The sequence below is a fragment of the Pseudomonas sp. NPDC089743 genome, assembly GCF_044748785.1.
GTDB classification, from domain to species: domain Bacteria; phylum Pseudomonadota; class Gammaproteobacteria; order Pseudomonadales; family Pseudomonadaceae; genus Aquipseudomonas; species Aquipseudomonas putida_X.
The window spans coordinates 230,344-256,931 of record NZ_JBIVGS010000004.1 but is presented as its reverse complement, the minus strand read 5'-3'; the positions used below and the strand labels follow the sequence as shown (position 1 = coordinate 256,931).

The window sequence follows — 26,588 nt, the reverse complement described above, 5'->3', positions numbered from 1 at the left end:
GCGGCCTCGATAAACGCTTGTTCGGTATTCTGAAAGCAATGTGCGCAGCAGATGCAGGGATCAGACCCGCAATTGCGGGTCTTCTTCCTTTTTGGCGCTTTCGGGCTGCGTGGGTGGGAGCTGCTCCCCTTGCACGTCGCCCACGACCGCTTTCTCGCCGCGGGTCTTGATCAGCGACACCACGACCCCACCGAGCAACAAGCCGAACGTCACGCCCAGCGACAGCAGTGCCGGCACCTTGCCGACCATACCGTGGTAGAAGATCTTGCAGCCAATGAAGATCAGCACCAGCGCCAGCGCGTACTTGAGGTACACGAAGCGGTGCATCAATGCCGACAGGGCAAAGTACAGCGAGCGCAGACCCAGAATGGCAAAGATGTTCGAGGTGTAGACGATGAACGGGTCCTGCGTGATGGCGAAGATTGCCGGCACGCTGTCGACCGCAAACACCAAATCGGCCAGCTCGATCAGCACCAGCGCGAGGAACAGCGGTGTGGCATAGCGCAGTGCCTTGCTCTCGCCTGGCGGGGTGAGGCGCACGAAGAAGTGTGAACCATGAATCTGGTCGGTCACGCGCATGTGCCGCTTGACGAATTTGAGTACCGGGTTGTTGGCCAGGTCGGGGTGGCTGTCTTCTTTCGAGAACGCCATTTTTACCCCGGTAAACAGCAGGAATGCCCCGAAGATGTACAGCACCCATTCAAAGTTCTGCACCAGCGTCGCGCCCACGCCGATCATGATCGCGCGCAGGAACACCACACCCAGAATGCCCCAGAACAGTACCCGATGCTGGTAACGGCGGGGGATGGCGAAGAAACCGAAGATCATCGCCATGACGAACACGTTGTCCATCGACAAGGACTGTTCGACCAAAAAGCCGGTGTAGAACTCAAGCGCCGACTGCGCGCCCAGTTCATACCAGACCCACGCGCCGAACAACACGCCCACGCTGAAATAGCCCGAGTACAGCAGCAGGCTTTCGCGCATTTCGATTTCGCGTTCTTTGCGGTGCAGCACACCCAGGTCGAGTACCAGCAGCCCGATGACGATGGCCAGGAACACCAGCCACAACCAGGTGCTGGTGCCGAGAAATGGGGTTGTGAGAAAGGTCTGTAGAGCTGTCATGAGCCCCTCCTTGATTGTCGACGTTGCATGGCAACAGTGATCCGACATGGCGGCGCGCAGCCGTCAGAGGGGCCCGGTATCACATGGATTTGAGCCTAGCCCCATTTCCCTGTGATGCCGAGTGGCGTGCTGTTACAAATTTTTGCCTGAGCCCGTGCGCGGCGGCCTGCCTCAGTACACCCAAACCTCCACCCGGCGGTTACGCAAGCGCCCCTGTTCCAGCTCGTTACCCGCGACCGGCAGCTCGTCGCCCATGCCGGTGACCTCCAGCACCTCGACGCCATCGCGCGCCAGTTCACGGCGTACCGCCTGTGCTCGCAGGCGCGAGAGCAGGGCGGCGCGGCCTGGTGTTTCCTTGGGATCGCCAAAGCCGACCAGCACCGCCTTGCTTTGCAGCTTGCCGGCCTGGCGCAGGTAGTCGGCGACCCGCTGTACATCGCGCAGGGCTTTGTTGTCGAGGCTGGCGCTGCCTTCCTGGAAGCGGAAGTTGACGCTCAGGCGTTGCGCTTGCTGGGCCAGGTTGCGGTAGCGCGGTGGCATGTCGGCTTGCGCCGGCACTGCAAGAGGCCGGATCTGCTGTGAAACGAACCCCTGCTCAGCGACGATCGACTGGCCAGCAGGGCTTTGCGCGAACTCCGCCAGGGCCTTGGCCTGAGGTTTGGCGTTGGCGGGCAGATACAGATACAGCCGGCGCGAGAGGGGGTAGTCCTCGCTGGCCACTTGCGGGCGCTCAGGTAGCATGGCCGGCGCATTGCCTTCAGCAATCGCCAGCACCTTGGCCCCGTGCACGGCTGCCAGGCTGCTGAAACCGATGGCCTGGCGATCGGCAACCACGTTGTCGGCCAGCCTGTCACCGGACTCGAAGCGCTGTGCTCCGGGGGCCAGTTCACCTTGATGCGGCTCCAGCACCAGCGCCTTGAAGGTCTCGAAAGTACCGGAGCGATCGTCGCGGGCATACACGTGGATTGGCCCCCCCGCGATACCGAGTTGCTCCCAAGTGCCGATAGCGCCGGAAAACACCTGAGCCAACTGCGCAGTGGTGAGCTGCGGCAGGGGATTGTCGGGGTGGACGATCACTGCCACGCCATCCAGGCCGATCACCTGCTCGGCACCGGCTGCACGCAAGTCGCCCAGCGCCTTGAGCTGGCGCACCTCGGTATCGTTGATGGGGCGAGACGCTGCCGCCAGATCGGCCTCGCCACGGCCAAGCGCGATAAAGCCGGTGCTCGAGCCGTGCGCCGCGATGTCGATGCGCAGCGGCTGACCGTGGGTGTCTACGGCGGTTATCACGGTCTCATTGGCCACAGCGCCCGGGCGTTGCTCGATCGCCGTTGCCTGTTGCGCCCACAGGTGCCCTTGCACCAGCGCGGGCAACAGCGCCGCGCCGATGGTGTTGGACCCTTGCACCCGCAGGTGTACGGGGTCGGCCACGGCCGTCAGCGGGAGCAGGTGAAGCAGCAAGAGCAACAGACGGAGCATGCCGGGCGACCTTTGGCACAGAATTGCCCGGCAGATTACGACGGTAGCGTGACCGAAATGTGACTATGGGCGTGCCGGCGATCAGTGTGCCGGGCAGCCTCAGGCGTGTGGGACCTGCTTGGGCGCTGCATCACCGGCATACTGCGGTTTCAGGTGCCCCTGGTCATCCAGCAGGTATGCATCCATCACCTCGCGCACCACAGGGCCGGCCACCCGGCCACCGGCCTCACCGTTCTCGATCAACACCGCCACGACCACGCGCGGGTGGTCAGCGGGTGCAAAGCCGACGAACAGGGCATTGTCACGGTGGCGCTCCAGTGTCTTGTTGCGGTTGTAGCGCTCACCTTGCTTGATCGCCACCACCTGCGCCGTGCCGCTCTTGCCAGCGATGCGGTACTGCGCGCCGGCGGCGGCGGCGCGGGCAATGCCGCGCGGGTCATGCATGACCATCTGCATGCCCTGGCTGACCTGGTCCCAGGCGTGCCGGTCGTGCAGCACGATGTCCGGCATCGGGTTCGGGTCGACCGGTGTTTCGTCACCCACGGTCAAAGCCAGGTGTGGGCGGTGCCATACGCCCTTGCTGGCCAGAAGGCTGGTGGCCTGAGCCAACTGCAGCGGGGTGACCTGCATGTAGCCCTGGCCGATGCCCAGGATCAGCGTTTCGCCGGGGTACCAGGCCTGGCGGCGGGTGGCGCGTTTCCATTGAGCAGACGGCATCAACCCCGAAGCCTCTTCGTTCATGTCCAGCGAGACCTTCTGGCCAAGGCCGAATTCAGCCATGTAGTCGTGCAGGCGGTCGATCCCGAGCTTGTGCGCCAGGTCGTAGAAGTACGTGTCGTTGGAGCGCATGATGGCGGTGTACATGTCCACCCAGCCATCGCCGCTGCGGTTCCAGTTCCTGTACTTGTGCGCGTAGTTGGGCAGCTCGTAGTAACCCGGGTCGAACACCCGGCTGCCGGGGGTGATCACGCCACTGTCGAGGCCGGCGATGGCCACTTCCGGCTTGACCGTCGAGCCCGGTGCATACAGCCCGCGCAGCACGCGGTTGAACAGCGGCCGGTCGATGGAGTCACGCAGGGCGGCGTATTGCTTGAAACTGATGCCCTTGACGAACAGGTTGGGGTCGAAGCCTGGGTTGCTGACCATTGCCAGCACGTCACCGTTGGCCGGGTCGAGCACCACCACCGCGCCGCGGCGGTCACCCAGGGCTTTTTCGCTGGCCAGTTGCAGGTGCGCGTCGAGGCTGAGGTGGATGTCTTTGCCGGGGATCGGGTCCTGATGGTTGAGCACGCGCATCACCCGGCCCTGGGCGTTGGTCTCGACCTCTTCATAGCCGACGTGGCCGTGCAGCTGGCTTTCATAGAAGTGTTCGATACCGGTCTTGCCGATCGACTGGGTGCCGCGGTACTCGGTGCTGTCGAGGGTCTTGGCTTCCTTTTCGTTGATCCGCCCGACATAGCCGACCGAGTGGGCAAAGTGCTCGGCCAGCGGGTATTCACGGATGAACTGCGGTTCGACATCCAGGCCGGGCAGGCGGAACTGGTTGACTGCCACCAGGGCGATCTGCTGCTCGGTCAGGCCAACCATCAGGGTGACCGGTTCGAACGGCTTGCGCCCACGGCGCAGGTCCTTGTCGAACTGCTTGCGTTCATCCTCGCTCAAACCCAGCACCTGGATCAGGGTATCGAGCACCTTGGCCGGGTTGCCGGCGCGCTCACGGGTCATGGTCAGGTCGAAACTGGGCTTGTTGTCGGCCAGTACCACGCCGTTGCGGTCATAGATCAGCCCGCGCTCGGGGGCGATGGGCAGCACGTGTACGCGGTTGTTTTCCGATACCGCGCTTTGCTGGTCGTGTTGCAGTACTTGCAGCACATAGAGACGGCCGATCAGCACGGCGACCAGGCTGAAGACCAGGGCAGCGCAAGCCAGGAGCCGGCGGTTGACCAGGTGCTTTTCCTTTTCGTGGTCTTTGAGAGGGATCGGTTGGGGCATGGGCGGTGATGTGTCGGCTGAACGCGAACCTGTGGGAGCCGGCCTGCCGGCGACTACGCCAGGCCAGCCAACATGGATGTAGACGAGTGCCATGCACTCGAATCGCCGGCAGGCCGGCTCCCACAAGCATGCGGGGCGGCGATGCTACGCGTGCCGGGGGCTCCGCTCAAGACAGCTGCCATGCGCAAAACCGAGCATCCGGCGTTTCACCCCGCAGCCCGGGCGCTCACAGGCACTATGAAGATTTGTTCATGCATCGCCGGTGCGTGGCCTACTTGCCTGCCGCCAACAGGTTGTCCCGCGTCTGTTGATCTACCGTTCGCTTGATCTCCCGCGCCAGGGTCTTCACGTCATGTTGCTCGATTTCCTTGGGCATGACCCGGAAGCCGATCGAGTTGTACAGGCGCCCCCAGGCAGCCTGGGCATCGGAGTAGGCCGCTTCGCGCTGGTAGCGTGACAGCAGCAGCCGGCCTTCGGCGCGGATCAATTCCAGCTCGCTGCCCAGTGCGGCGTTGCGTGATGACTGGGCGTAGTTGAGCAGGCTCTGGTCGACGCGCAGGCTTTCGTCGGCAAACTCTACTTCCTGACGCGCCAGCTGGTAGCGCAACAGGCCGACGCGGACCTGGGTCAGAATCGCCATGGACAGCGCTGTGCGGCGCATGTCATCGGTCTTTTCCTGGCTTTCCTCCGCCGCCGTGATGTCCGGGTACTGCAGCAGGCGCAGCAGGTTCATCGAGACGTTGATGCCGGTCTGGTTCCAGTCACTGTTGTACAGGTACTTGTTGGAGTCATACTCGTAGCCGTAGTTGAAACTCACGTTTGGCCACAGCTGAGCCTTGGCGATCTTCAGATCGTTCATGCTCACGCGTTTGCGATACCACTCTTCCATGATTTCCGGGCGGCGCTCCAGGGACAAACGCTCCAGCTGTTCGACGTTGCTGGTCAGCAGGGGCAGCGGCTGCTCGGTGACGTCGGCCAGCACCATGCGGGTGTTGGGTGGCAGCGACATCAGCGCGGCAAGCTCGGCGCGGGCGAACTCCAGGTCCTGGCGGCGTACGGTGAGCATGTACACCGAATCGAGCAGGGCGCGCTGGTAGGCGAGGATGTCCTGGCGCGGCAGCAGGCCTTTGCCTTCCGCTTCGCGAGCTGAGGTCAGGGCGCGGTGGGTGCGCATCAGCAGGCCGTCGACCTCGGGCAGCAGGCGCTGTGCGCCAAGGGCGCGCCAGTAAGCGTTGCGCACATCCTGCAGCACGTTTTGCGCGACCTTTTCACGGCGCTCCTCGGCCATCAGCATCTGGTCGTTCTTCTGTTGCGTGCGGAAGTAGGCGACCCCGAAATCCAGCAGGCTCCACGACAGCCCGAGGCTGTAAAGGGTGCGGTAACGTTCTTCGGAAGTGGACGGACGCAAGCTGACCTGGCGGTCCTCGATGCCGATCGATGTGCCCCCGGAGTCATTGTTGCGCCCGGCATAGCCGGCGGAGGCTACCAGGCGCGGCAGCATCTCGTGGCTGGAGACATCGCGCAGGTCAGATGCCAGCGCGCTTTCCAGAAGTTTCAGGCGGTAGTCCAGATTGTATTTGAGGGCGCGTGCCGAGGCCTCGTAGAAGGTGATCGGTCCATTGACCGGCTCCTGCTCCTTGTACATGCGGGCCTGGTCTTCGATCACCCGCTGGCGCATCTGGTCCTCGGTGTAGGGCTTGGGTGCGAAGGCCGAACAGGCGCTGAGCAGCACGCTGACAGCAGTGAAAGTGCTCAGGGCTTTACAGGTCGATACTGACATAGGCAGTCCTTGGTCCATCCGTGTATGTATCGGCGTCAGGGGGCTACGCTGCCACGACGCTGCGCGGCTTCTCGCAATTGCGCACGAAAGCCCTGCGCTGGCTGTGAGCTTTCACCCGGTTGCGCCACCATGTCGGCTTGCGCCGTTGCCCACAGCGAAGGGTCGGGCAAAAGGCCGTCTGCGGTGAGGCTGATGACGCCGTGGCGGCCGTCGATCCAGTTCTGGTCCTCGGCGCTGGCCCGCCGGCTTTGTGAGACTGCGCTGGCGACGAATTGCCCTGCGACCTGCCCGAGCTCGCTGCCGAGCGACTGGCTTTCGATTTCTGGCGTGGCGAACAGGCGCACATCACTGCCATCGGCGCTCCAGGCGGACAGGGTCAGGCTTTCGTTGATGCGTTCCACCACCGGTGCGACGAAAACCGCTGGGTTGACGTTCGGCAGCGGCAGGCCCGTCAGGCCGTCGCTGCCATTGCTGTCCAGATGAGGGCCGGCGGGAATGAATGGGCTGGCGATATCCAGCGTTATGACCAGTTCAGCCTGGTCGGTGGCTCCCGCCAGATCACTGAGGGTGTAGGTGAAGTAGTCCTTGAGTACCTGCCCAAGGCCCGCAGCCGCCAGCACGTCGGGATTGCTCAGGTCGATGGTGTAGGTGTAGCTGCCGTCGGCATTGAGCACCAAGGTGCCGTACCGGCCAGCGACCGGCCGGCCGATCACGCCGGCGGTCCCAGCGCCGGACTCTTGCCCGGCACGGATGGCGGTCACCGTCAGCTCGTCGCCGGCATCCACATCGCTGTCATTGGGTAGCACGTTGCCGCTGGTGTGCGGTGCCGGTACCTGGTCGCTGGCTGTATTGGCATCGTCGCGGGCCACTGGGTTGTCGTTGGCGCCCTGCACCGTCACGCTCAAGCGCGCCTGCGAGGTGACGCCGTCGGTGTCGCGCATGCGGTAGGTGAACACCTCCTGCAGCGACTGGCCAGCGCTGCGCATGGCCTGCACGGTCGGGTTGCTGTTGTCGACGACGTACCGGTAGCTGCCGTCTGCATTGATCAGCAGAGTGCCGTACAGGCCTTGTAGCACCTGGCCGGCGGCTGCGGTTCTGCCGTTTTCGCTGGTGTACTGCACCACGGTCTTCGTCTCGCCGTACTGCGTGCCGTCGATATCGGTATCGTTATCCAGCACATTGCCGCTGGGGTCGACGCCCGCCGTAGCATTGTTCACGCCACCCGCTTCCACCGCGGTGGCGGTGTCATCATTGGCGGTAGGGTAGTCATTGCGCCCGTCGATGGTGATGGTCAGCAGGCCGTTGGCGGTACCGCCCCAGACGTCTGCCAGCAAGTAGGTGAAATTGTCCACCACGGTCTGGCCGCTGACGCGCAGTGCCTGTACTGCCTGCAGGCTGTTGTCCAGGACATAGCTCCAGCTGCCGTCGCCATTCAATGTAAGGTCGCCATACTGGCCGCGCAGGGTTTGCCCGACCTGGCTGGCGTTGCCTGGCAGCGGGCCGTCGCCCGTCCAGAACGCCAGCACCTCGAGCACTTCCGGGAACAGGATGTTGACGGAATCCGGGTCGCTGTCGTTGTCCATTACGTTGCCGCTGGGGTCGCTGCCCGGGATACCGTTGTCCATGCCGCCCGCTTCGACCGCTTGGCCCTGGTCGGGGGCGGCAACGGGCGGCTGGTTCTCGCCACGGATCAGAATGGTCAGCGTTGCAGTGTCGCTCAGCCCGCCAGCGTCGGTCACCTGATAGGTGTAGCGCTGGATGACGAAGCCCAGCGCGCCGAGGGCAATGATGTCGGGGTCGTTGGAGTTGACGACGAAGCGGTAGCTGCCATCGGCGTTGAGGGTCAGGGTGCCGTAGCGCGTGGTGACGGTCGCGCTGTCGGTCAGTGGGTCGAGGCCAGGGTTGCTGCTTTCGGCGCCCACGCCCACGGCGGTGACTGTCTTGGTATCGTTGGCATCCACGTCGGTGTCGTTGTTCAGCACATTGCCGGTGGGGTTGCGCCCACCCGTGCCGTCGTCGTCCACCGCTACCGCGTAGGCAAGGTCGTCGCGAGCTACCGGAGCATCGTAGCGGCCTTCGACGGTGATGTTGATTTGCGCTTGGGCGCTGGCACCGGCAGTGTCATGCATGCGGTAGACGAAGGTTTCGCGCAGTCGCTCACCGGCCTTGAGTGCTTGCACGGCAGCGAGGCTGTCATTGACGGTGTAACTGTAGTTGCCATTGGCATCGATGCTCAGCGTGCCATAGCTGCCGGCGACCACGGTCGTGCCTGCGTTGACCTGAATGAAGGTACCGCCGGCTGCCAGGGTACCCAGGTAAATGCCATCCACCGTCTTGCTGTCGCCTGCGTCCACATCGCTGTCATTGCTCAAGGCGTTGCCGCTGCCTGGCTGCCCTGGTGTGCCGTTGTTGCTGCCACCGGCTTCGATGGCAATGGCGTTGTCGTTGGCCGCCAATGGGGTGTCGTTGCGGCCATGGATGACCACGGTGAAGGTTGCCGTGACGACCTTGCCGTTGGCATCGCTGACGCTGTACTGGAAGACCTCGGTGAGCCTGTCGGCATCGCTGCGCAGTGCCTGCACCGCACTGTTGCCGTTGTCCACCACGTAGCGGTAGTTGCCCTGGGCATCGAGCACCAGGCTGCCGTAATTGCCGGCCAGGGCTTGGCCCGGCGCGCCGTTGATGCCGTTCGGGCTGATGACGCCGCTGATGGTCAGGGTGTCGCCATCCGGGTCACTGTACGCCGCACGGATGCTGCCACTAGGGTCCAGGCCTGGGCTTGCGTTGTTCAGCCCGCCAGCCTCGATCGCGTCGATGCTGACCGGGTTGACCACGGGCGGGTCGTTGACCCCGGTGACCGTGATCACCAACTGCGCACGGTCGGTCAGCCCGCCGCTGTCCTGGATCTGGTAGGTGAAGATCACATTCAGGCTTTGCCCGGATGTGAGTGCGCGGATGGCCGGGTCAGCGCTATTGACCACGAAGCTGTAGGTGCCGTCATCATTGAGGGTGAGCTGGCCGAAGTTGCCACTGATCAGACTGTTGTCGGCCAACCGGGCCACTGAGCCGGTGATGACGGCGGGCGCGCCGCTGGCCACCTGCGTGAGCACGCCACCTGCGCTTTCCAGCCCACTGCGCACACCGTCAACCTTGAGCTGGGTAGCGGGTGGCTGGTCCAGATTGTCAACGTCGGTATCGGCGCCCACGCCACCATTGCCGGTGATCACGTTGCCCGAGGCGTTGACCGGCGCTGGGCTGTTGTCGCTGGCCCCTGCACTGGCACTGCCCCGATCGTCGACGGCCACCGGGGCATCGTTGGCGCCCTGGACGGTGATGACCAGCACGCTCACGGCGCTCAAGCCATCGGTATCGACCATCTGGTAAGTGAACTGCTCGACCAGCGTCTGCCCTGGGGACAGCGCCTGCACGGCTGTGTTGCTGTTGTCGACGACATAGCGGTAGCTGCCGTCGGTATTGATCGTCAACGTGCCGAAAGTCGCCGTCAGGTTGACCGGCTGGCCGCTGACAACCGGGATGATGCGACCGCCGCCCGGGCCGTCGTAGCGCACCGCGCTGAGCTGTTTGGTTTCGCCCAGTGCCACAGCGTCCACGTCGGTGTCGTTGGCTAGCACATTGCCGATGGCATCTTGCCCTGGCGTGCCGTTGTTGGTGCCACCGGCTTCCGTTGCCGTGGCGGTATCGGCTACGGCAACGGGGGTGTCATTGGCGCCACGGACAGTGATCTGCAGCACAGCGCTACTGGTCAAACCACCGCTGTCGGCAATCTGGTAGCCGAACGACTCGGTGAGAAAATCACCCGCTGTGCGCAGCGCTTGTACGGCAGGGTTGTCGTTGTCGACGATGTACTGGAAGCCGCCGCCGGCGAGAATGGACAAGGTGCCGTACAGCCCCTGCAGGGTGGTGACGCCATTGGCTGCCACCGCCACGCCGCCGGGCGTGATGTCGTTGGCAATACGGGTCACGGTGAGCACGTCGTTGTTGGTCTGTACATCGACGTCGGTATCGTTGCTCAGGACGTTGCCGGTAGGGTTCACACCTGGGTCGTCGTTGTTGAACCCACCGGCTTCCACTGCCGTGGCCAGGTCGGCGTTGGCAATCGGTGCATCGTTGACCGGGTCGATGACGATATTCATCACGTCCGTGTCGGTAAGCGCGTCGGCGGGGTTCTGCCCAGGTACTCCATCACCGTTCAGAGGCGCATCGCCGAAGTTGCCCTGGTCATTGGTGACCATGGTCAGGGTTTCCCGGTCGCGGAAGGTATTGAAGTCCGGATCACCTTTGTAATACAGCTGACTCAGCAGTACGTTCAGCTCGGCCAGGGTACCGCTGAGCACCAGGCTGCGGCCTGCACCGGTTGGGGGGGTGGCAGTGGCCGCAGGCGGGGTGGCGGCCTGCCAGATGACACCATGCACCACCGTCAGGGTGATGGTCATGACGCCATCGACAGTGCCTGCGTTCACATCCACGTCACTGGTGACCAGACCGCCAATGTGCAACACCGTGTCTTCCTGGCCGTGTTGATCGGCGACGGTGTTGATCGGCGCTTCGTTCACATGCACATAACCTGCATCGGCGGTACCGGTCGAGCCTTCGGCGAGGGTGACGCCTATGCTGCCCAGCCCGACAGCCGCAGCGCCGCTGTCGGTATCGATGCGCACATGAAAGTTGTTGTTGGCACTGGCCTGGTGATCCTGTGCCACTGCGATCAGGTAACTGCCCGAAGGCAGCAGCGCAAACTGGTAGAGGCCACCATTGGCAGTCACGGTGTTGAACGTACGGTCATCGGAACTGCCGAACACGCCATCCTCGCCGGCCCAGGTCAGGCTGACGCCGATGCCGTCAAGGCCAGGGCCGTCCGGGTTGACGTCGTCGGTAGCGCTGCGCGTATCGTCCCATAGCGTGCCCTGGACCACGCCCATGCCGGCACCTTCGCTGAGGATATAGTTGTTCAAGCCATTGGCGCCGTCCTGCCCGGTGCGCTCGCCACTAGCGCCACCGGCGGTTGCGGGGAGCGAGCCACCCCAGCCGGTGGTTTCGAAGTCGGTGGGCAGGCTGGTCCACGTCAGTACGGCGGCGCTGGCGGCATTGTCGGCGATGGTGACATTGGGCAAGGTGACGGTGTAGATCACCTGGACCGAGTCGTTGGGCGCGAGCCGGGCGAAGTCCACCGCGATTGCCGTGCCATCGCTGAAGGTCACCCCACTGGGCAGATTGCCAAGGTCCAGCGCCACGCCGTTGAGCAGGATGCTTTGCACCTGGTAGTTGCTGCCACTGGGGAACTGGTCGGCCAGGTGTGTGTTGTAGGCCGGCGCTTCGCCATTCTGGGTGAAACTCACCGACACGGTGGCATCGGTGGTGCCGCTGCCTGGGGACACGTCGATCACCGACTTGTCCAGGTTGCTGAAGCTGGGCTCGACGATCCGCTCGAACAGGGTATCGCTCTTGCCCCGGTCCACGCCGCCGTTTTCGCCCACGTGTTCGAACACCGTCATGCCCAACTGGCTGTTGGCCTGGTTGCCGGCCACGTTGTTGACCCGCACGTTGAACTCCAGGATCACCCCTTCGATGTCACTGTCGTTGGTCTCGGTATTGGTCAGGTTGCCCAGGTTGAAAGTGATGGTCTGGCTGCCGTCGGCATGGGTGGTGATCACCAGCCGCCCGGCGTTGGTGCCGTCGAAGGTGCCGGACGGTGTCGTGCCGCTGAGGTCTGCCTGGATCGGCAGTGCCACAGCGCTGTCCTGGTTGCCGGTCATGTACAACGTTCCGCCACTGAGCAGGTCGGTGGCGTCCGTGGTAAGGCCCCCCAGTTGGCTCGACACCATGGCAATCAGGATAGTGTTGAGGTCGGCGGGGATGAACTCCAGGCCCGCCGCCAGTTCGATGCGGATCTGGTAATCGGGGTTGTCGCCGGTGGGCACCAGCACCGCAACGCGGTAACGGACGATTTCCCCGACCACCACGGCCTCCTGTAAACCACTGGTGTCGGTAGCGCCGCCGCTGTTGGTGGCCGGGGGCGTATCGGCCACGCCGCCTACTCGAGATACCTGAATGCCATTGGTGACCGGGATCAGCAGCGCACTCAACACGCGGTAATCGTTGAGTGCGCCTGAATTGAGCCGGCCGTCGTCGCCGCTGCGTTCGCCATTGGCGGTGTCGGTCGTGCTGCTGGTGCCGTTCAGGCTGCTCCAGCGCACTTCGACATTGTTGGGGATCGCCGCTTCGCCTGCGGCAGTGGCGTTGACCACGCCAGACAGGGTGATGACGATGCTGCCGCCGTTGGCAATGTCGATGTTGGCGCCATTGGCGGTCACCAGTTGGCCGTTGAGGATGACGAAATCGAGGCCGCCGTTGTTGCTGGCCCCGCCGTTGTACTGGATCGTGCCACTGATCACCAGGTTGTCGATCTCGGTCGGCAGCACATCCAGCAGGCTGATGTCGAAGGCGTCAGTGCCAGAGTTGTTGGCCACGGTGATGGTGAAGGTGACGGTATCGCCTTCGTCGAATCCGCCGAAGGATGGGGTCGAGGTCACCTGCTGGGTGACGCTCAGGGTGGGCTCGACGATGGTCACCCCAGGTTGCTGGGCACTGCTGATGCTGCGGTCCACCGCCGTGGCGCCATTGGGCGTGTCACCGTCCGGGTCGCTGTACACCAGCCGAGCATCGTTGTTGAGTGGCGTGCCTTGCTGGTTGCCGGCCACGTTGCTGGCCACCAGCACCAGGCGGATGACGAAACTGTTGTTGCCAATGATATTGTCGGCAGTGCTCCCCGCGCTGCCGAACGACAGCAGCAGGTCGGCGCCGTCACTGCCATCCAGGGCCACCGGGTTGACGTTGAGCACACCGTTGAAGTTGGCCGCCAAGGCAGCGCTGCCTGCCGTGGTCGTGATGATTTCGTACCCCAGGTTGCCGTTGAAGCGCGGGTCCAGGCGCAGCCCGGGGGGGATCAGGTCACTGATGCGCAGGCTGCCCGTGGCCCCTTCCGGCAAGGTGACCACGATGTCGTAGGTGATGCTTTCGCCGATCACCAGGTTGCTGCCAGTGGTGTGCGTGGCGCTCGAGTCATCCTCGCTGAGGGCGCCGTCCTTGTAGGTCTTGCTGACGGTCGGGGCGGCAACCTGCTGGTTGGCGACCTCGACCAGATCGGTCGGGGTGAAGTCCTGGCCGCCGTCGACGCTGGCATAGTTGGTCAGTGCTGCGGTGCTTTGCAGGGTACTGGAGGCGAGGATGGCGTTGGCCACGGTCACGTCATAGGTGATGACCACCACGTTGCTGCCGGAAAGGTCAGCAGCGGTGCCGGCCCGGCCGGCCAGCAAGGTGGCCAGACCGTTGGCGTCGAGGAACGTGATGGTGTTGCCGTTGACGCTGTAGTCGGTGCCCTGCACCAGCAGCGTGCCGTCGCCGCGGTAGATCTGCAGGTTGGCCGCACCCAGGCTGCCCCCTGCAAACGACAGCCCTGCAGGCAGTGTGATACTGGTGCTGACGTCGTAAGCACCGCCGCCGCCGCTGTTTTTCAGGGCAGTGGCCAGCCGCAGGGTGTCGGCGCCATCGATGCCGCTGACATTGCCGTCCACCGCGGCCAGGCTGGTGACGCTGCCGCTGAACGGCACGCCACTGCTGCCGGGCGCCGCCCAACTGCCGGTGGTGCCGGTGACTGTGCCATTGCTGCTGGCTACCACGCCGTGCTTGATGTCCAACACCGGTTCGGCGACCGACTCGATGACCGCCACATCCGATGATGTGAGTACGGTCTTGTCAACGGTGGTGGTCTGGCTCGATTGCGCCAGCACATCCAGTGCGCGCTGGTCGGCAAAAGGCTGATCGCCCACGACCATGGTGAAACGCACTTGCACCGTACCGCCGTCCAGCCCCCCGGACACGTAGTTGCCGAAGTCGAAGACGATCGCATTGCCGGGCCCGGTGGTAACGCTGTCCGGCACGTCGAGAATGGTATTGCCGCTGCCGAACGACCATTGGCCAACGCCTGTGCCGAAGCTCCAGTTGATTCCGGCCGCGTTGAGAAGGGGCAGGGGCAGGTAGGCCGTGAGCTTGAAGTTCTCGTAGTCGGCTACCAGCAGGTCGTAGCTGATGGTGAAGGTCACCACGTCGCCCGGGCGCAGTTCGCCGCTGCTGGGTGGGTTGCCACCATTGACCTGGGTGAGTTCGATATCGACGGTGGAGGACTGGATGGTGCTGGTGGTGGCCGAACCATCGGTCTGCCTGCCGCCGATGTTGACCGCATCGCGCAGCACGGTGGCCTCCACCGTGGCGTTGTTGCCAACGCTGTCGCCCTCGTTGAGCTGGTCGTGGGGCGGGTGGTCGGTGGTGTAGGTGGCGTCGATCTGGGCGTCGTAGACGATGCTCAGGCGCGTGGCGCCTTCCTGCAGGGTGTCGTCGTAGAGGTCGCCGAACAGGGCCGCAACGCCGGGGCCGGCTACCGCTTGGCGAATGGATTCGGCAACGTCGAAGACCAGCGTCGTGCTGCCGTCGGCATTCACGGTCTGGGTGTAGATCAGGGTGATGCTCTGTGTGGCGCCATGCTGTTGGACGAGCAGGGTCGGCGGGTTGCTTGGGTCGAATGTCTGGCCATCGCTGAGCAGGTCAGTCAGGGTGAACTGGCCTTGTTCAAGGATATTCTCACCGAAGGCAAAGAAATCGGAGATCGCCACATCCAGGGTGTAGCGCAAGGTGTCGCCAGGTGTCAGGCCGGTGGTGCCGACGTCGTTTTGCAGGTTGACCTGTTTGAGCAGGGTTATCGACTTGGCGACGAAGGTCACGCCTTGGCCGTTGCCGGTTTCGTCGAATGGGTAGCCTTCCGGGGCGGTGGGGCGGTCGCGTGGGTCCAGTGGGTTCCAGTCACCCGACACGCTGGCAGTGCCGAAGTTGATCGTTACCGGGTTACCGGTGCTCGGGTCGATCACCGGTCGGCCGTTGGCGTCGATTTCCGGTACATAGAAACTGACTTGCGTCGTGCTGGCGGCGCTGAGGGTGTCGTAGTGGATGTCATAGCTGGCCACGAAGGCATTGGGGTTCGCCAGTGCCAGAGCGATGAGGGCCGGGTTGGTCAGGACGGTGCCGTCATGCAAGGTGATCGAGGTCAGGGTGCCGCCCGGCCCTGGCGTGATGGCGCTGACGTGTACCTGGTCAGGCACGGTCTGGGTAACGGTGACATTGCTCAGGGTCTGCCCGGGGGCCGGGGTGACGGTGACGGTCTGGGTGCGGGTGAAGTTGGGCCCGGTGACCGTTTCGCCCTCTGGCATGTTCAACGTCTGGGTGACTTTGAGCAGGGTGGGCGTCACGATGAAACTGTGCAGGGCGCTCTCCACCAGGCTTGGGTCCTGCACCGGGTTGTTCAGCGAATCGTTACCGTATTCAAAGCCCGCACGGGTATTGATGGTGAGGTTGGGCGAGCCGTCGGAATAGTTGGTATCGGCCAGGTTGCTCAACTGTGCGGTAATTTGGATGTCGATGCTGGGCTGGCCGTTGGTGACGCTGGCGTAAGGCAACTGCAGCACCACCATCTGGTCACCGGGCTTCATGCCTACGCTGGCTGCGTTGATGACCAGCGCGTTGCCGCTGGCATCTTTGGCAAGAGGGTGGGTGGCATTGCCGTTGGCATCGAACGTGATCACGAAGCTGTTCACCGCCTGGCCCAGGTAGGTGGCGGAGACGAAGGTGGCACCATCATCGCCGTCGCGCCCGCTGGCCGGCATGAACACATCGAGGAAGGGGGCGTAGCCTTCCTGGCTCGACGGGTTGTTGAAACTGACGGTGAAGGTGAACTGTTCGCCCAACTGCACCTCGGCGCCACTGCTAGCCAGGCTGGCGCTAGGGCTGGCGTCGGCCAGCAGGCCCTGGAAGCTGTCGAGGGTGGTCGCTGCCAGGGCAATGGCTTTGTCGATGTCGCCATTGCTGACCTCAAGGCGCCAGTCGCCGCCGGCCAGCGCGTTGCCTGTGGCATTGCTCGATGCGCCAACGTCAGCACCGGTCCAGCGTGCCAGTTCGTTGACCAGCGCCTGGCCCGCGCTGCCGGTACCCACATCACACCCATACAGCTGAATATCTGCACCTGCGTTCAGCTCACTGCGCCAGGCGCTCAGGCGGTCACCCAACTGTTCGACCGTCTGGCTGGTGAACACCTGATTGCCAAGGGTGAACTGGCCTGAAGCGCCATGGGAGAACACCTGAATGGCGTCGACCTTGCCCAGTTGCGCCAAGGCAGTGCTGATGGCAGCGATGGCATCCTGGCCAGGGTCCACCACCAACGCAGTGGTACCGGCTGGCAGGTTGGCAGCCAACTGGTCGCGGTTTTCCACGCGCGCATCGATGACCACCAGGTTGCGTGGCGTGGTTGGCGCAGCGCCAGTCTGCGCTTCGCTGGCGGTCGGCGCAGGGTGGCTGGTATCTTTGCTCTGGGCATCGCTGGCATCGCTGTGGTGCTGTTGATCGACAGCGGTGGCTGCAGCGCCATCGAAGAGAATGCGTTGCTCAAGGGCAACGGTGTGCGACCGAGGGCGCGAGGCAGTGACAAAGCCAGCTCTGCTCTTGATGTCCATTCTCATCCCTGCCCAGAAGTTCGTCGCCAGATGCGAAGCTTTAGCAATCGTAGTCGGGTTTTCTCGGGGTGTGGGAGCAGGCGCCGGATGGCAATGTTCAGAAACCGCTCTCACGCAGGCCAACGCCTAGCAGCCATTTGCCCAGGTCGCCCAGCACGCTGCGCTTTTCCCCATCGATCTTCAGCTTGCCGCGGGTTTCGCGCACGCTGGCCAGCGGTTCATCCAAGGCCACCAACACCTGAAAAAGCGCATGGCTGGGCACCAGCGCTTCACCGCTGGTGGGCACCGGGCCGCCAAAGTGTGACGAGAGCATGCGGTGGGCCAGATGCCCGGCGCGTGTGCTGCCTATCGCCAGCACCTTGCCGCGCAGGGCGATGGCCTGGCCTTCGGGATAGAATTTCACCGGGTTGCCCACGGCCAGCAGGTGCACCTGGTCCTGAGCGACGTAGGCATCGATCTGCCAGTGGCGGGGGTCTATCAGGATGCCCAGAGGTTGCTCACGGTTGAGCCACTGGCCGGTCTGCCAGCCTGGTTCAAGGTCCAGCCAGCTGCCCGCGAATGGCGCCTGCAGCCTGAGACGGGCAATCTCGCTGCGCGCGGCGCGTGCTTCCTCGTTCTGCACACGCAGGCGCTGCTGGGTGGCAGCGTCTTCGGCGAGCCCCGCAGGGTCGGCCAGCAGCCCCGACAAGCGTGCCTCATAACTGCGGGCGCTGGCCTCACTGCTGCGCATGCGTGAGTTCAGGTCAGGCTCTTCAAGCACTGCCAGCACCTCGCCAGCCTTGACGGGCCCCGCTTGGTGCAGGCTTTTCAGCCTTGCTGGATAGGGGGTATAGATGCGCAACTGGTGCTCGGCGCGGGCCACACCCACGGCATTGACCTGGCTGTGCCAAGGCACTGCCAGGGCCAGCAGGGCCAGGCCAAGGCACAAATAGAATACCCTCTTGCGCTGCCCCGGGATGCGTGCCCGCTGTTGCCACCAGTGGCTCAGCTCACGTTTAACCGGTAGCGCGATGAACCACGCCAATTCGACCATGAACAGCACGATCCCCAACAGTTTGAAGAAAAACAGGTAGACCGCCACGGCTATGCCGAGAAACAGCACCAGACGGTACAGCCAGGTAGCGAAAGCGAAGCCCACCAGCAGGCGCCGGTGGCCTGCAGGAAACGGCTCCGGCCATGCCTCGTCAAGGCCTAACAGGCTGCGGCGCAGGGCCACCCGCGCCAAGGCAGAAGAGCGTTCGTGCAGGTTGGGGAAATCGAGCAGGTCGCTGAGGATGAAATAGCCGTCGAAACGCATGAACGGGCTGGCATTGAGCGCCAGGGACAGGACCCAGCTGGTGGTCGCCAGGTACAGCAGGGCGTTGCGCAGGGCGCCATCGTCGCACAGGGCCCAGCCAAGGGTCGCCAAACCCGCCAGGGACAGCTCGGTGACGATACCCGCCGAGGCGATCGCCAGGCGCTGGTGGGCACGCTTGAGCTTCCAGCTTTCGCCGGTGTCGGTGTAAAGCATCGGCCACAGCACCAGAAACGCCACACCCATATGCCCGACCCGCAAGCCCAGGCGCGTGGCGACCAGGGCATGGCCGAGCTCGTGCAGGGTCTTTGCCACTATCAGCGCCAGGGCAAAGCTGAACAAGCCTTCGGTGGAGAATGATTCGACCACGGCATGGGTGAAACTGTCCCATTGTTGCATCACCAGGATCACGCCCAGCAGGGTCAAGCCGGCTACCGTCAGCCCGGTCAGCGGGTGGAACAGCCAGCCCAAGGCAGCGGCCAGGCGCTGCAGCCCCGCTTGCGGGCGCAGCAGCGGGACGCGAAAGAAGAGGTAGTGGTGCAGCCACCAGCGCCAGCTCGACCAGGTGCGCGCCTCGTTGGCGGTTTGCAGCCTGGCCAGTTGCTCGGGCCCTGGGCGCAGCAAGTGGTGTTGTTCGAGAAACGCACGCAGTGCCAGGACCTGCTCGACATCCGGCTTGAGCGCGCTGTGGTGCGACACCTGCTCGCTGATCTGGCGTGGTGTCTGGCCCCAGCGCAGCAGGCATTCGAACTCCAGCCAGCCTATGCGGTAGAAGCGGTTGAGCACGGTGTCGTGGATCATCCACGCCGGTTCACCCTCGCGGCTGTCGGCGGCCTCGCACAGGCGCAGGTCCTCGCGCAGTGGCGGCAGCGGCAGGTCGGTGAGGTCCATCATCACCAGCCGCTCCAGGCGCGCAACGTAGCCAACGGCCGACGCAGCAGGTAGTAGCCGAGCAGGACCCGATCGCCGTAGAGCTTGGCGGTGCCATGCAGGCCCAGGCGGGAATGTTCGGCGTGTGCGTCGATGCTTGCCAGCAGGCGATAGGCGACGACGCCATCGTCGCCGGGCTTGGCCTGGTAGCTGGTTTCGAGGATGTGGCCCCTGATTGGGCTGAGCGGGTAAGCCGTCAGGAACAGGGTCACTTCGGCGCCCGGTTCCAGGGCAATGGCATCGGCCACGGCGAGTTGGATCTGCATGGCCGGTTGCGTAGGGTCGGCGACGTGCATGATGCGTTCGCCGGTCGTTACCGGTTTACCGAGCCAGTCGTTGGGGTCGCTGAACACCGCGACCCCGTCGCGTGGAGCCAGCACCTGGGTGCGCCGCAACTGCGCTTGTACAGCGGCCAGTTCGGCCCGTCTTTGCTGGACACGGCCTTGAAGCAGCGTCAGTTCATTCTTGCTCTGCGGGTTGTCGAAGGCCCGCTGGCTGGCAGCCTGCAACTCGGCATCGGCCACGGCGACCTCCTTGCCGAGCACCTCGGCGCGGCTGCGCAGCGTGGTTTCGTCGAGGGTGAATAGCGGCGTGCCGGCTTGTACCGGCTGATTGGGGCGGACCATTACGTTTGCGATCACGCCGTCGATCGGAGAACTGACAATCTGTGCCTGGCGCGAGACGATCTGCGCCGGTGCCAGTGCCGTCTGCCGCACGGGCACCAATAACAGCGACGCAGCCACCAACAAGGTCAGCAGCACCTGGCGCCGGCTGGGGCGCCACCGGCCGAGCCGGCGGCGGCGTGTCAGCGTGTTCCAGCAGTAGGCCCAGGTGCGTATCAGGCCATCCAGCTGCTGATGCACCATCGGCGGCGGGGCCTCTTCGAGCAGTAGTACAAGCACGCCCAGGCGCTCGCCGGCAGGGGCGTGCAGCGGTATGCACCACAGCCCCGAAGGCCACCATTCGGCCCAGCCCTGGGCGATGTCGTCGGGTGGCGAGGCATGTTGCAGGGTCAGCCAGGCGGGCTGCGCATCGCTCAGGCGTGCGGCCAACCAACGGCTGGCGCGCCTGAGCCAGACCAGGTAGGGCGAGTCTTCGCTGGGCCGCGCCAGCCCCGACACGCACAGCAGCTCAAGGCCGGCCTTGCTTTGGCCGAACACCAGTGCCTGGTGGAAGGGCAGCAAAGGGTACAGGTCGTTGGCCATGCTGAACGTCAGTGCCCCCAGGGTCTCTGCGGCCATGGCCTTGTCGCGCAGGGCGTCCAGCTGCAGCAGCAACTGCGGGTGAGGCAGCGGCCTATTCACGGTCATGGTCGAACCGCGCGGTGCCGCTCATGCCGGCCATCAGTTCGGGAAAGCGCTGATCGAAGCGCGCCTCGAGCTCCACCGTCTGTGCCACCGCGTCAACCCTGGCGTTGATCACGCTGACCTTGGCCGGGTAGGCCTTGCCCGTTTCGTGAACGTTCACCGTCAACGGCTGGCCAGGGCTGAGCGTTTTCAGCTGGCTGGAAGGGACATTCAGGCGGACCTTCAATGCCCCATCGCTGACCAGGTCGAACAGCGGTGTTCCTGCGCTGACGGTTTGGTAGGGCTTGACGTAAACCTTGGCCACATGGCCCGAAAACGGGGCGAGTACCCGACAGTAGCTCATCTGCGCCTCACCCATGGCGCGGGCCCCATCGGCCTTCTGCACTTCGGTTCTGGCTGCGGCCACTTCGATGTCGCCTACCGCGTCCAGCTTGCGCAACTGTTGCTTGGCCTGCAGGTTCTGGCGGGCCATGGCCAGTTCAGCCACGGCGACCTTGCTGCGGGCCTGGGCTTCGTTGCAGTTGAACCTGGCCAATGTCACGCCCTTGGCCACCTGATCGCCGAAGCGCGTGTGGAGTTCGCCCAAGGTGCCGCTCATCTGGCTGGACAGTGTCGTTTCCAGCTCGGCAGCCAGCAGCACGCGAATCAGTTGCGGGTCCTCGGTTGCGGCGCCTTGCTCGGCCACTGCGCCAGCGCTGGCCAAGGCCAGCAACAAGGGTAGATACCGTTGAGCAATGACAGGCAAAGGCATTCTCGACTCCTTGTAGAGACAACCAGCTAGCGCGCAACGCAATCGCTGTGACGTCTTCATACTAGGAATGAATTCGCCATCTGCCCAACCCCACTTGTAAATGTGACCGCTGTTGCGGTGTTGCGGGGGGAGGCATTCACGTGGTGCATCAAAGCGTTGAAGACGGTTTCGTGCACACCATCGAGGTTTTGCGCTAGAATCCCCGCCGGGTGCTAGCTGCATGAAGCAGTGACGCAGGTTAAATAACTACGCAGGTCGGGCCGCCATGCGGGAGTTCTTGTGCCCATGCAAAAACATGCAATGCCCCGTGCCCAGCAACTTGCCCAGCGTGCATTCGCCAACTTCGAGCGCTTTCTGCACATTGAGGCCGTGAGCGGTGTCGTACTGTTGATCGCCGCCGTTGCAGCACTCATCTGGGCGAATTCGCCCGCTGCCGAAAGCTACGACGCCCTCTGGCACACGCCGATAAGCTTCGGCCTCGGCTCCCTGGTCTATTCCCAGTCACTGCACTTCTGGATCAACGACGGCCTGATGACCATCTTCTTCCTGGTCGTGGGTATGGAGATCCGTCGCGAAATCCATGAAGGCGCGCTGTCCAGCCTGCGCCAGGCCACGTTGCCGATGGCGGCAGCAGTCGGCGGTGTGGTGGTACCCGCGCTCATTTACCTGGCGTTCAATCATTCGCCACCCGGGCTAGAGGGCTGGGCTGTGCCCACCGCCACCGACATTGCCTTTGCGGTGGGTGTACTGGCGCTGCTGGGCAAGTCGATTCCTTCCAATGTGCGGGTGTTCCTGCTCGCCCTGGCGATCATCGACGACATCATCGCCGTGCTGATCATTGCCTTCTTCTACTCCGGTGGCCTGGATTACAGTGGCTTCGGCGTCGCTGGCATCGGCCTGCTGCTGGTGCTCGGCCTGCAGAAGATCGGTGTCGGTTCGGCCTATGCCTACGTCATTCCCGGGTTCATCACCTGGGTAGGCATGTTGATGACTGGTGCCCACCCCACTTTGGCGGGCGTGGTACTCGGCCTGATGACACCGGTCAGGGCGATGCCCTTGGGCGAGCGCCCGATGGAAGCCGTCAGGCGCTTTACCGACGACCTGCTAGGTCGCGCCAAGGCACCGCAGATCGATGACAGCGAACTGATGAACCCGTTGAAAAACCTGCGTGTGGCGCAGCGGGAGCTGGTTGCTCCTGTGCTGCGCGTGCAAGGCTATCTGCACCCTTGGGTGGCTTTCGCGATCATGCCGCTGTTCGCCCTGGCCAACGCCGGTGTCGGGTTGTCTGGTGTCGACCTGTCTGCCGATGGTCCTCACTGGGTGATGACAGGCGTCGCTGTGGCGCTGGTGCTGGGCAAGCCGTTGGGTATCGTGACGATCAGCTGGCTAATGGTCCGTTTGGGCTGGTGTGCGCTGCCGGCGGGCGTTACCTGGCACGGCATCACGCTGATCGGGCTGTTGGCGGGCATCGGCTTTACCATGTCGATCTTCATTGCCAACCTGGCGTTCTCTGACCCTGGCGTTCTGGGCGCGGCGAAGCTTGGCGTGCTGTCCGGCTCGGTCATCGCGGCTGTGATCGGCCTGACTTGGGGTGTATGGAGCCTGCGCAAGGCAGCCAAGGCGGCACCCGCCCAAGTTGGCTGATGGGCGAGCCGGGTAACGGGCGAGTGGGTGCACATTTTTTTCTGCAGGTGCATCCAATCTGCAACCTGGCGGGTATTACCGGTAGCGCGACTTCGCGCTGTCGATTACTCGCCAGGAGATTTGCACCATGAACAGCCCAGTTACCATGTTGATGCTCACAGGCGGCTTAGTCTTGATCGTGGCCAGCCAAGCCGCACACGCTCAATCCGCGTTGCCTGCCGCGGTCAAGGTTCCGGACGGCCACAGCGTCATGCTCGAAACCGTCGGTGTGGGCCAGGTCACCTACGAATGCCGCGACAAAGCCAATGCACCCGGCCAGACCGAGTGGACATTCGTCGGCCCCAAAGCGGTACTCAAGGACAGGTCTGGCAAGGCGGTGGGCGACTACTTCGGCCCCCCAGCCACCTGGCAGGCCAAGGACGGTTCGAAGGTCACCGGCACCCAGTTGGCCGTGGCGCCAGCGGGCAAGGGCGACCTGCCTTACCAACTGGTTCAGGCCAGCCCGGCCGAAGGTAAAGGCGCCATGACGGGTGTGAGCTATATCCAGCGCGTGGCTACCCGTGGCGGGGTCGCCCCGGCAACTGCCTGCTCGATGCAGAACAAAGGTGAGCGCAAAATCGTCGACTACCAGGCCGACTATATCTTCTGGGCGGCAAAATGATGGCAGTGCGTATAGGCAGGTGAGCCACTGGCGTCTACGCTGATCGACAGCCCCCCGGCCCAATGGCCGGGGGAACCGTCCAGGGACTACAGGGCTGACCTTGCATTGAACTCACCTTTGCCCCCTTTCGACTTTCAGCGTTGCCTTGAAGCTTGCGCAGAGGGAGACCGCCGAGCGCTGCATGCACTCTACGAGGAGGAGGGCGCACGCCTGTTAGGTGTGGTGCGCCGTATCGCCCGTGACCACGCTACAGCGGAAGACATCCTGCACGATGCCTTCATTCGGATATGGTCCCGCGCAGCCAGCTTCGATGCTTCACGTGGTTCTGCGCGGGGCTGGATCTATAGCGTGACCCGGCACCTGGCGCTCAATTACATACGCGACACCCGGCGCGAGGTCGTGCTGGATGAAGAAACGTTGGACAGCGCACAAGTCCCGTTGCCCTATGCCAGTGATATCGATCTCATGGCGGACTCGGCCAAGGTTCACCGTTGCCTGGAGCAACTGGAGCCTTCACGCAAGCTGTGCATCCTGCACGCGTATGTCGACGGTTGCAGCCATGCCGAAATCGCCGGGTTGCTGAACACGCCGCTGGGCACCGTCAAAGCCTGGATCAAACGCAGCCTGAAGGCGTTGCGGGAGTGCATGGGATGAAGAAGCCACAAGGCGAGACCGCCGACGCACTCGATGAACTGGCCGGGGAGTATGTGCTGGGTACCTTGTCGGCTGAACAGCATGAGGCTGTGCGTCAACGCCTTACGGAGGATCAGCCGTTGCGTGCTGCTGTGGATGCCTGGGAGCAGCGGCTATTGGCGTTGAATGCGCTCGCTGAGCCTTTGGCGCCCAGCCCACGGTTGTGGGCGCGGATCAGCCGCAGCGTCGATGCACAGCAACAGCCGCAGCGCGTCGGGCCGCCAGCGCAGGCCGAGCGTTGGTGGCATCGCTTGGTGCTGTGGCAGGGCCTGGCCGGTGCAGGCCTGGTTGCCAGCCTGTTGTTGGCCTTCACGCTGCTCACCGCCAAGGCGCCAGAGCCTTCCTACCTGGTGGTGCTGGTTGCGCCGGCAGACAGTGCCCCGGGTTGGGTGGTGCAGGCAAGCGATACACGCAGCATTCAGCTGATACCCTTGGGGCAGTTCGCGGTACCGAGCGACAAGGTGCTGCAGTTCTGGACCAAGGGCGAACAGTGGCAGGCGCCACTGTCGCTGGGCCTGGTCAAACCTGGCGAGCAATACCGCGTGCCCGCCGATGGCCTGCCCCCGCTGGAGCCCAACCAACTGTTTGAGTTGACCCTGGAAAGCGCCGGTGGCTCGCCGACCGGACGCCCAACCGGGCCGGTGCAGTTCATCGGTCGGGCGGTGAAGGTGCTGTGACAGCGCCTTGCGCAGGGCCCGACAAAGCGGCGCCTGCGCGCCGCTCCACGGGCTTGCATGCCGCTATCAGTCGCCGCTAACCAGCTGGCGGGCCAACTGGTTGTGGCGCTCCAGTACCAGCGGCAGGTCGACGGTGGTGATGCGCCCATCCGTGACCACTACACGGCCGTTGATCACGCTGGTGTGGACCTGGGTCGGGGTGCAGAACACCAAGGCCGCAAGCGGGTCGTGGTGGGCGCCTGCGTAGGCGACATGGCCGAGGTCGAAGGCGACGACGTCGGCGACCATGCCCGGTGCCAATGCCCCAATGTCATTACGGTTGAGTACCTTGGCACCGCCCAGGGTGGCAATTTCCAGCGCTTCGCGGGCGGTCATCGCATCAGGGCCGAAGCCGACACGTTGTAGCAGCAGAGCCTGGCGCACTTCACCGATCATGCTCGCGCCATCGTTGGAGGCCGAGCCGTCGACCCCCAGGCCTACCGGCACCCCGTGGTCGCGCATCTTGCGGATCGGCGCGATACCGGAGGCCAGGCGCATGTTCGAACACGGGCAGTGAGCAACGCCGGTGCCGGTACGGGCGAACAGCTCGATGCCGTGCTGGTCGAGCTGCACGCAGTGCGCGTGCCACACATCATGGCCGACCCAGCCCAGGTCCTCGGCGTATTCAGCCGGTGTCATACCGAACTTTTCGCGGCTGTAAGCGATATCGTTGACGTTTTCAGCCAGATGAGTGTGCAGTGAAACCCCGTAGTTGCGTGCCAGTACCGCGGCTTCGCGCATCAGGTCGCGGCTGACCGAGAACGGCGAGCAGGGCGCCACGACCACGCGCAGCATCGAGCCATGGCTGGCGTCATGGTAGTCCTCGATCAGGCGCTGCGACTCCTTGAGGATATCGCTTTCCTTTTCCACCACCGAATCTGGCGGCAGGCCGCCTTGGCTGCGACCCACGCTCATGCTGCCGCGCGCGGCATGGAAACGCATGCCGATTTCCCCGGCGGCGTGGATACTGTCGTCGAGCTTGCAACCATTGGGGTAGATGTACAGGTGGTCGCTGGAGGTGGTGCAGCCGGAGAGGATCAGTTCGGCCATCGCGGTCTGGGTCGACACCGCGATCATCTCGGGCGTCAACCGTGCCCAGATCGGGTAAAGGTTGGTCAGCCAGTTGAACAGTTCACCGTCCTGGGCCGCTGGCACCACGCGGGTCAGGCTTTGGTACATGTGATGGTGGGTGTTGACCAGCCCCGGGATGACCACCTTGCCGGTCATGTCCAGAATCTCGTCGGCATGCTGGGGCAGTTCGTCGCTGGGGCCGACCTGCTTGATCAGGTTGTCTTCTATGAACAGGCCGCCGCGTCTGATTTCGCGGCGCTCGCCGTCCATCGTCACCAGCAGTTCGGCGTTCTTGATCAGCAAAGTCTTTGGCATAGGTATTCCTTCCCGCTAAGGGCGGGGTGCAATTTGTCAGTGCGGACACCTGGTTGTCATCGAGGTAACCAGGCCCGGCTTGGAAAACACGGTGTGGGCGGCAGGGCCGGTCAGCGCAGCCGGGCACGCACCGACGACGCCGGGTCACTAAGACTTGGCGTAAGGCGGTGGAGGGGTGCAGAGGGCAACGGGTGAACGGCGAATGCGTCGATTCGCAAGGGGCGCTCGAAGGGAATGAGCAGATAGGGGTAGTACA

Annotated in this window: 13 protein-coding genes; 4 read left to right on the top strand and 9 right to left on the bottom strand. The window is 63.9% G+C overall.

Going from position 1 to position 26,588, the window contains the following annotated elements; genetic code table 11:
• Positions 1–60: 60 nt before the first annotated feature.
• From ACIPZC_RS10310 to ACIPZC_RS10275, 8 genes are all read right to left on the bottom strand, one after another.
• Positions 61–1,125 carry a TerC family protein gene (locus tag ACIPZC_RS10310; RefSeq protein ID WP_400626675.1) on the bottom strand — a complete coding sequence of 355 codons (1,065 nt, stop codon included), beginning with the start codon at positions 1,123–1,125 and terminating at the stop codon, positions 61–63.
• 171 nt (positions 1,126–1,296) lie between these two features.
• Entirely contained in the window at positions 1,297–2,604 is a 1,308-nt protein-coding gene (locus tag ACIPZC_RS10305) for a substrate-binding domain-containing protein (protein ID WP_400626673.1), read from the bottom strand.
• A 99-nt stretch (positions 2,605–2,703) separates the two neighbouring features.
• Positions 2,704–4,596: a penicillin-binding protein 2 gene (mrdA, locus tag ACIPZC_RS10300; RefSeq protein WP_400626671.1), complete on the bottom strand. Its 1,893-nt coding sequence runs from the start codon at positions 4,594–4,596 to the stop codon at positions 2,704–2,706.
• A 271-nt stretch (positions 4,597–4,867) separates the two neighbouring features.
• Complete coding sequence (locus tag ACIPZC_RS10295) at positions 4,868–6,376, bottom strand: TolC family protein (RefSeq protein WP_400626669.1); 1,509 nt, start codon at positions 6,374–6,376, stop codon at positions 4,868–4,870.
• 35 nt (positions 6,377–6,411) lie between these two features.
• Positions 6,412–16,950: a VCBS domain-containing protein gene (locus ACIPZC_RS10290; RefSeq protein WP_400626668.1), complete on the bottom strand. Its 10,539-nt coding sequence runs from the start codon at positions 16,948–16,950 to the stop codon at positions 6,412–6,414.
• A 97-nt stretch (positions 16,951–17,047) separates the two neighbouring features.
• The gene (locus ACIPZC_RS10285) at positions 17,048–19,138 is read right to left on the bottom strand and encodes an HlyD family efflux transporter periplasmic adaptor subunit (RefSeq protein WP_400626666.1); all 2,091 of its coding nucleotides are present in this window, start codon (positions 19,136–19,138) and stop codon (positions 17,048–17,050) included.
• On the bottom strand, positions 19,138–20,484 hold the full coding sequence (locus ACIPZC_RS10280; protein ID WP_400626664.1) for an efflux RND transporter periplasmic adaptor subunit: 1,347 nt from the start codon (positions 20,482–20,484) through the stop codon (positions 19,138–19,140). The genes ACIPZC_RS10285 and ACIPZC_RS10280 overlap by 1 nt, the downstream gene beginning before the upstream one ends.
• Positions 20,471–21,232: an efflux RND transporter periplasmic adaptor subunit gene (locus tag ACIPZC_RS10275; protein WP_400626662.1), complete on the bottom strand. Its 762-nt coding sequence runs from the start codon at positions 21,230–21,232 to the stop codon at positions 20,471–20,473. Before ACIPZC_RS10275 ends, ACIPZC_RS10280 begins: the two co-directional genes overlap by 14 nt.
• 285 nt (positions 21,233–21,517) lie before the next feature.
• On the opposite strand from ACIPZC_RS10275, the gene nhaA reads away from it, so the two are divergent.
• The 4 genes from nhaA (at position 21,518) to ACIPZC_RS10255 (ending at position 24,907) form a co-directional block, all read left to right on the top strand.
• Positions 21,518–22,876, top strand: coding sequence for a Na+/H+ antiporter NhaA (gene nhaA, locus ACIPZC_RS10270; RefSeq protein WP_400626660.1), 1,359 nt, complete (start codon positions 21,518–21,520; stop codon positions 22,874–22,876).
• Between the two features lie 145 nt (positions 22,877–23,021).
• Positions 23,022–23,537, top strand: coding sequence for a DUF3455 domain-containing protein (locus ACIPZC_RS10265; RefSeq protein WP_372490496.1), 516 nt, complete (start codon positions 23,022–23,024; stop codon positions 23,535–23,537).
• Positions 23,538–23,642: 105 nt separating this feature from the next.
• On the top strand, positions 23,643–24,191 hold the full coding sequence (locus ACIPZC_RS10260) for a sigma-70 family RNA polymerase sigma factor (protein WP_400626658.1): 549 nt from the start codon (positions 23,643–23,645) through the stop codon (positions 24,189–24,191).
• On the top strand, positions 24,188–24,907 hold the full coding sequence (locus ACIPZC_RS10255; RefSeq protein WP_400626656.1) for an anti-sigma factor domain-containing protein: 720 nt from the start codon (positions 24,188–24,190) through the stop codon (positions 24,905–24,907). The genes ACIPZC_RS10260 and ACIPZC_RS10255 overlap by 4 nt, the downstream gene beginning before the upstream one ends.
• A 66-nt stretch (positions 24,908–24,973) precedes the next feature.
• Here ACIPZC_RS10255 and ACIPZC_RS10250 read toward each other — a convergent pair whose 3' ends face one another.
• Positions 24,974–26,332 carry an 8-oxoguanine deaminase gene (locus ACIPZC_RS10250; protein WP_400626654.1) on the bottom strand — a complete coding sequence of 453 codons (1,359 nt, stop codon included), beginning with the start codon at positions 26,330–26,332 and terminating at the stop codon, positions 24,974–24,976.
• Between the last annotated feature and the right edge of the window lie 256 nt (positions 26,333–26,588).

Bases quoted from the DNA above. Each gene is read 5' to 3' on its own strand.
- ACIPZC_RS10310 (WP_400626675.1), bottom strand. From the start codon at position 1,125: ATGACAGCTCTACAGACCTTTCTCACAACCCCATTTCTCGGCACCAGC.
- ACIPZC_RS10305 (WP_400626673.1), bottom strand. From the start codon at position 2,604: ATGCTCCGTCTGTTGCTCTTGCTGCTTCACCTGCTCCCGCTGACGGCC.
- mrdA (WP_400626671.1), bottom strand. From the start codon at position 4,596: ATGCCCCAACCGATCCCTCTCAAAGACCACGAAAAGGAAAAGCACCTG.
- ACIPZC_RS10295 (WP_400626669.1), bottom strand. From the start codon at position 6,376: ATGTCAGTATCGACCTGTAAAGCCCTGAGCACTTTCACTGCTGTCAGC.
- ACIPZC_RS10290 (WP_400626668.1), bottom strand. From the start codon at position 16,950: ATGGACATCAAGAGCAGAGCTGGCTTTGTCACTGCCTCGCGCCCTCGG.
- ACIPZC_RS10285 (WP_400626666.1), bottom strand. From the start codon at position 19,138: ATGATGGACCTCACCGACCTGCCGCTGCCGCCACTGCGCGAGGACCTG.
- ACIPZC_RS10280 (WP_400626664.1), bottom strand. From the start codon at position 20,484: ATGACCGTGAATAGGCCGCTGCCTCACCCGCAGTTGCTGCTGCAGCTG.
- ACIPZC_RS10275 (WP_400626662.1), bottom strand. From the start codon at position 21,232: ATGCCTTTGCCTGTCATTGCTCAACGGTATCTACCCTTGTTGCTGGCC.
- nhaA (WP_400626660.1), top strand. From the start codon at position 21,518: ATGCAAAAACATGCAATGCCCCGTGCCCAGCAACTTGCCCAGCGTGCA.
- ACIPZC_RS10265 (WP_372490496.1), top strand. From the start codon at position 23,022: ATGTTGATGCTCACAGGCGGCTTAGTCTTGATCGTGGCCAGCCAAGCC.
- ACIPZC_RS10255 (WP_400626656.1), top strand. From the start codon at position 24,188: ATGAAGAAGCCACAAGGCGAGACCGCCGACGCACTCGATGAACTGGCC.
- ACIPZC_RS10250 (WP_400626654.1), bottom strand. From the start codon at position 26,332: ATGCCAAAGACTTTGCTGATCAAGAACGCCGAACTGCTGGTGACGATG.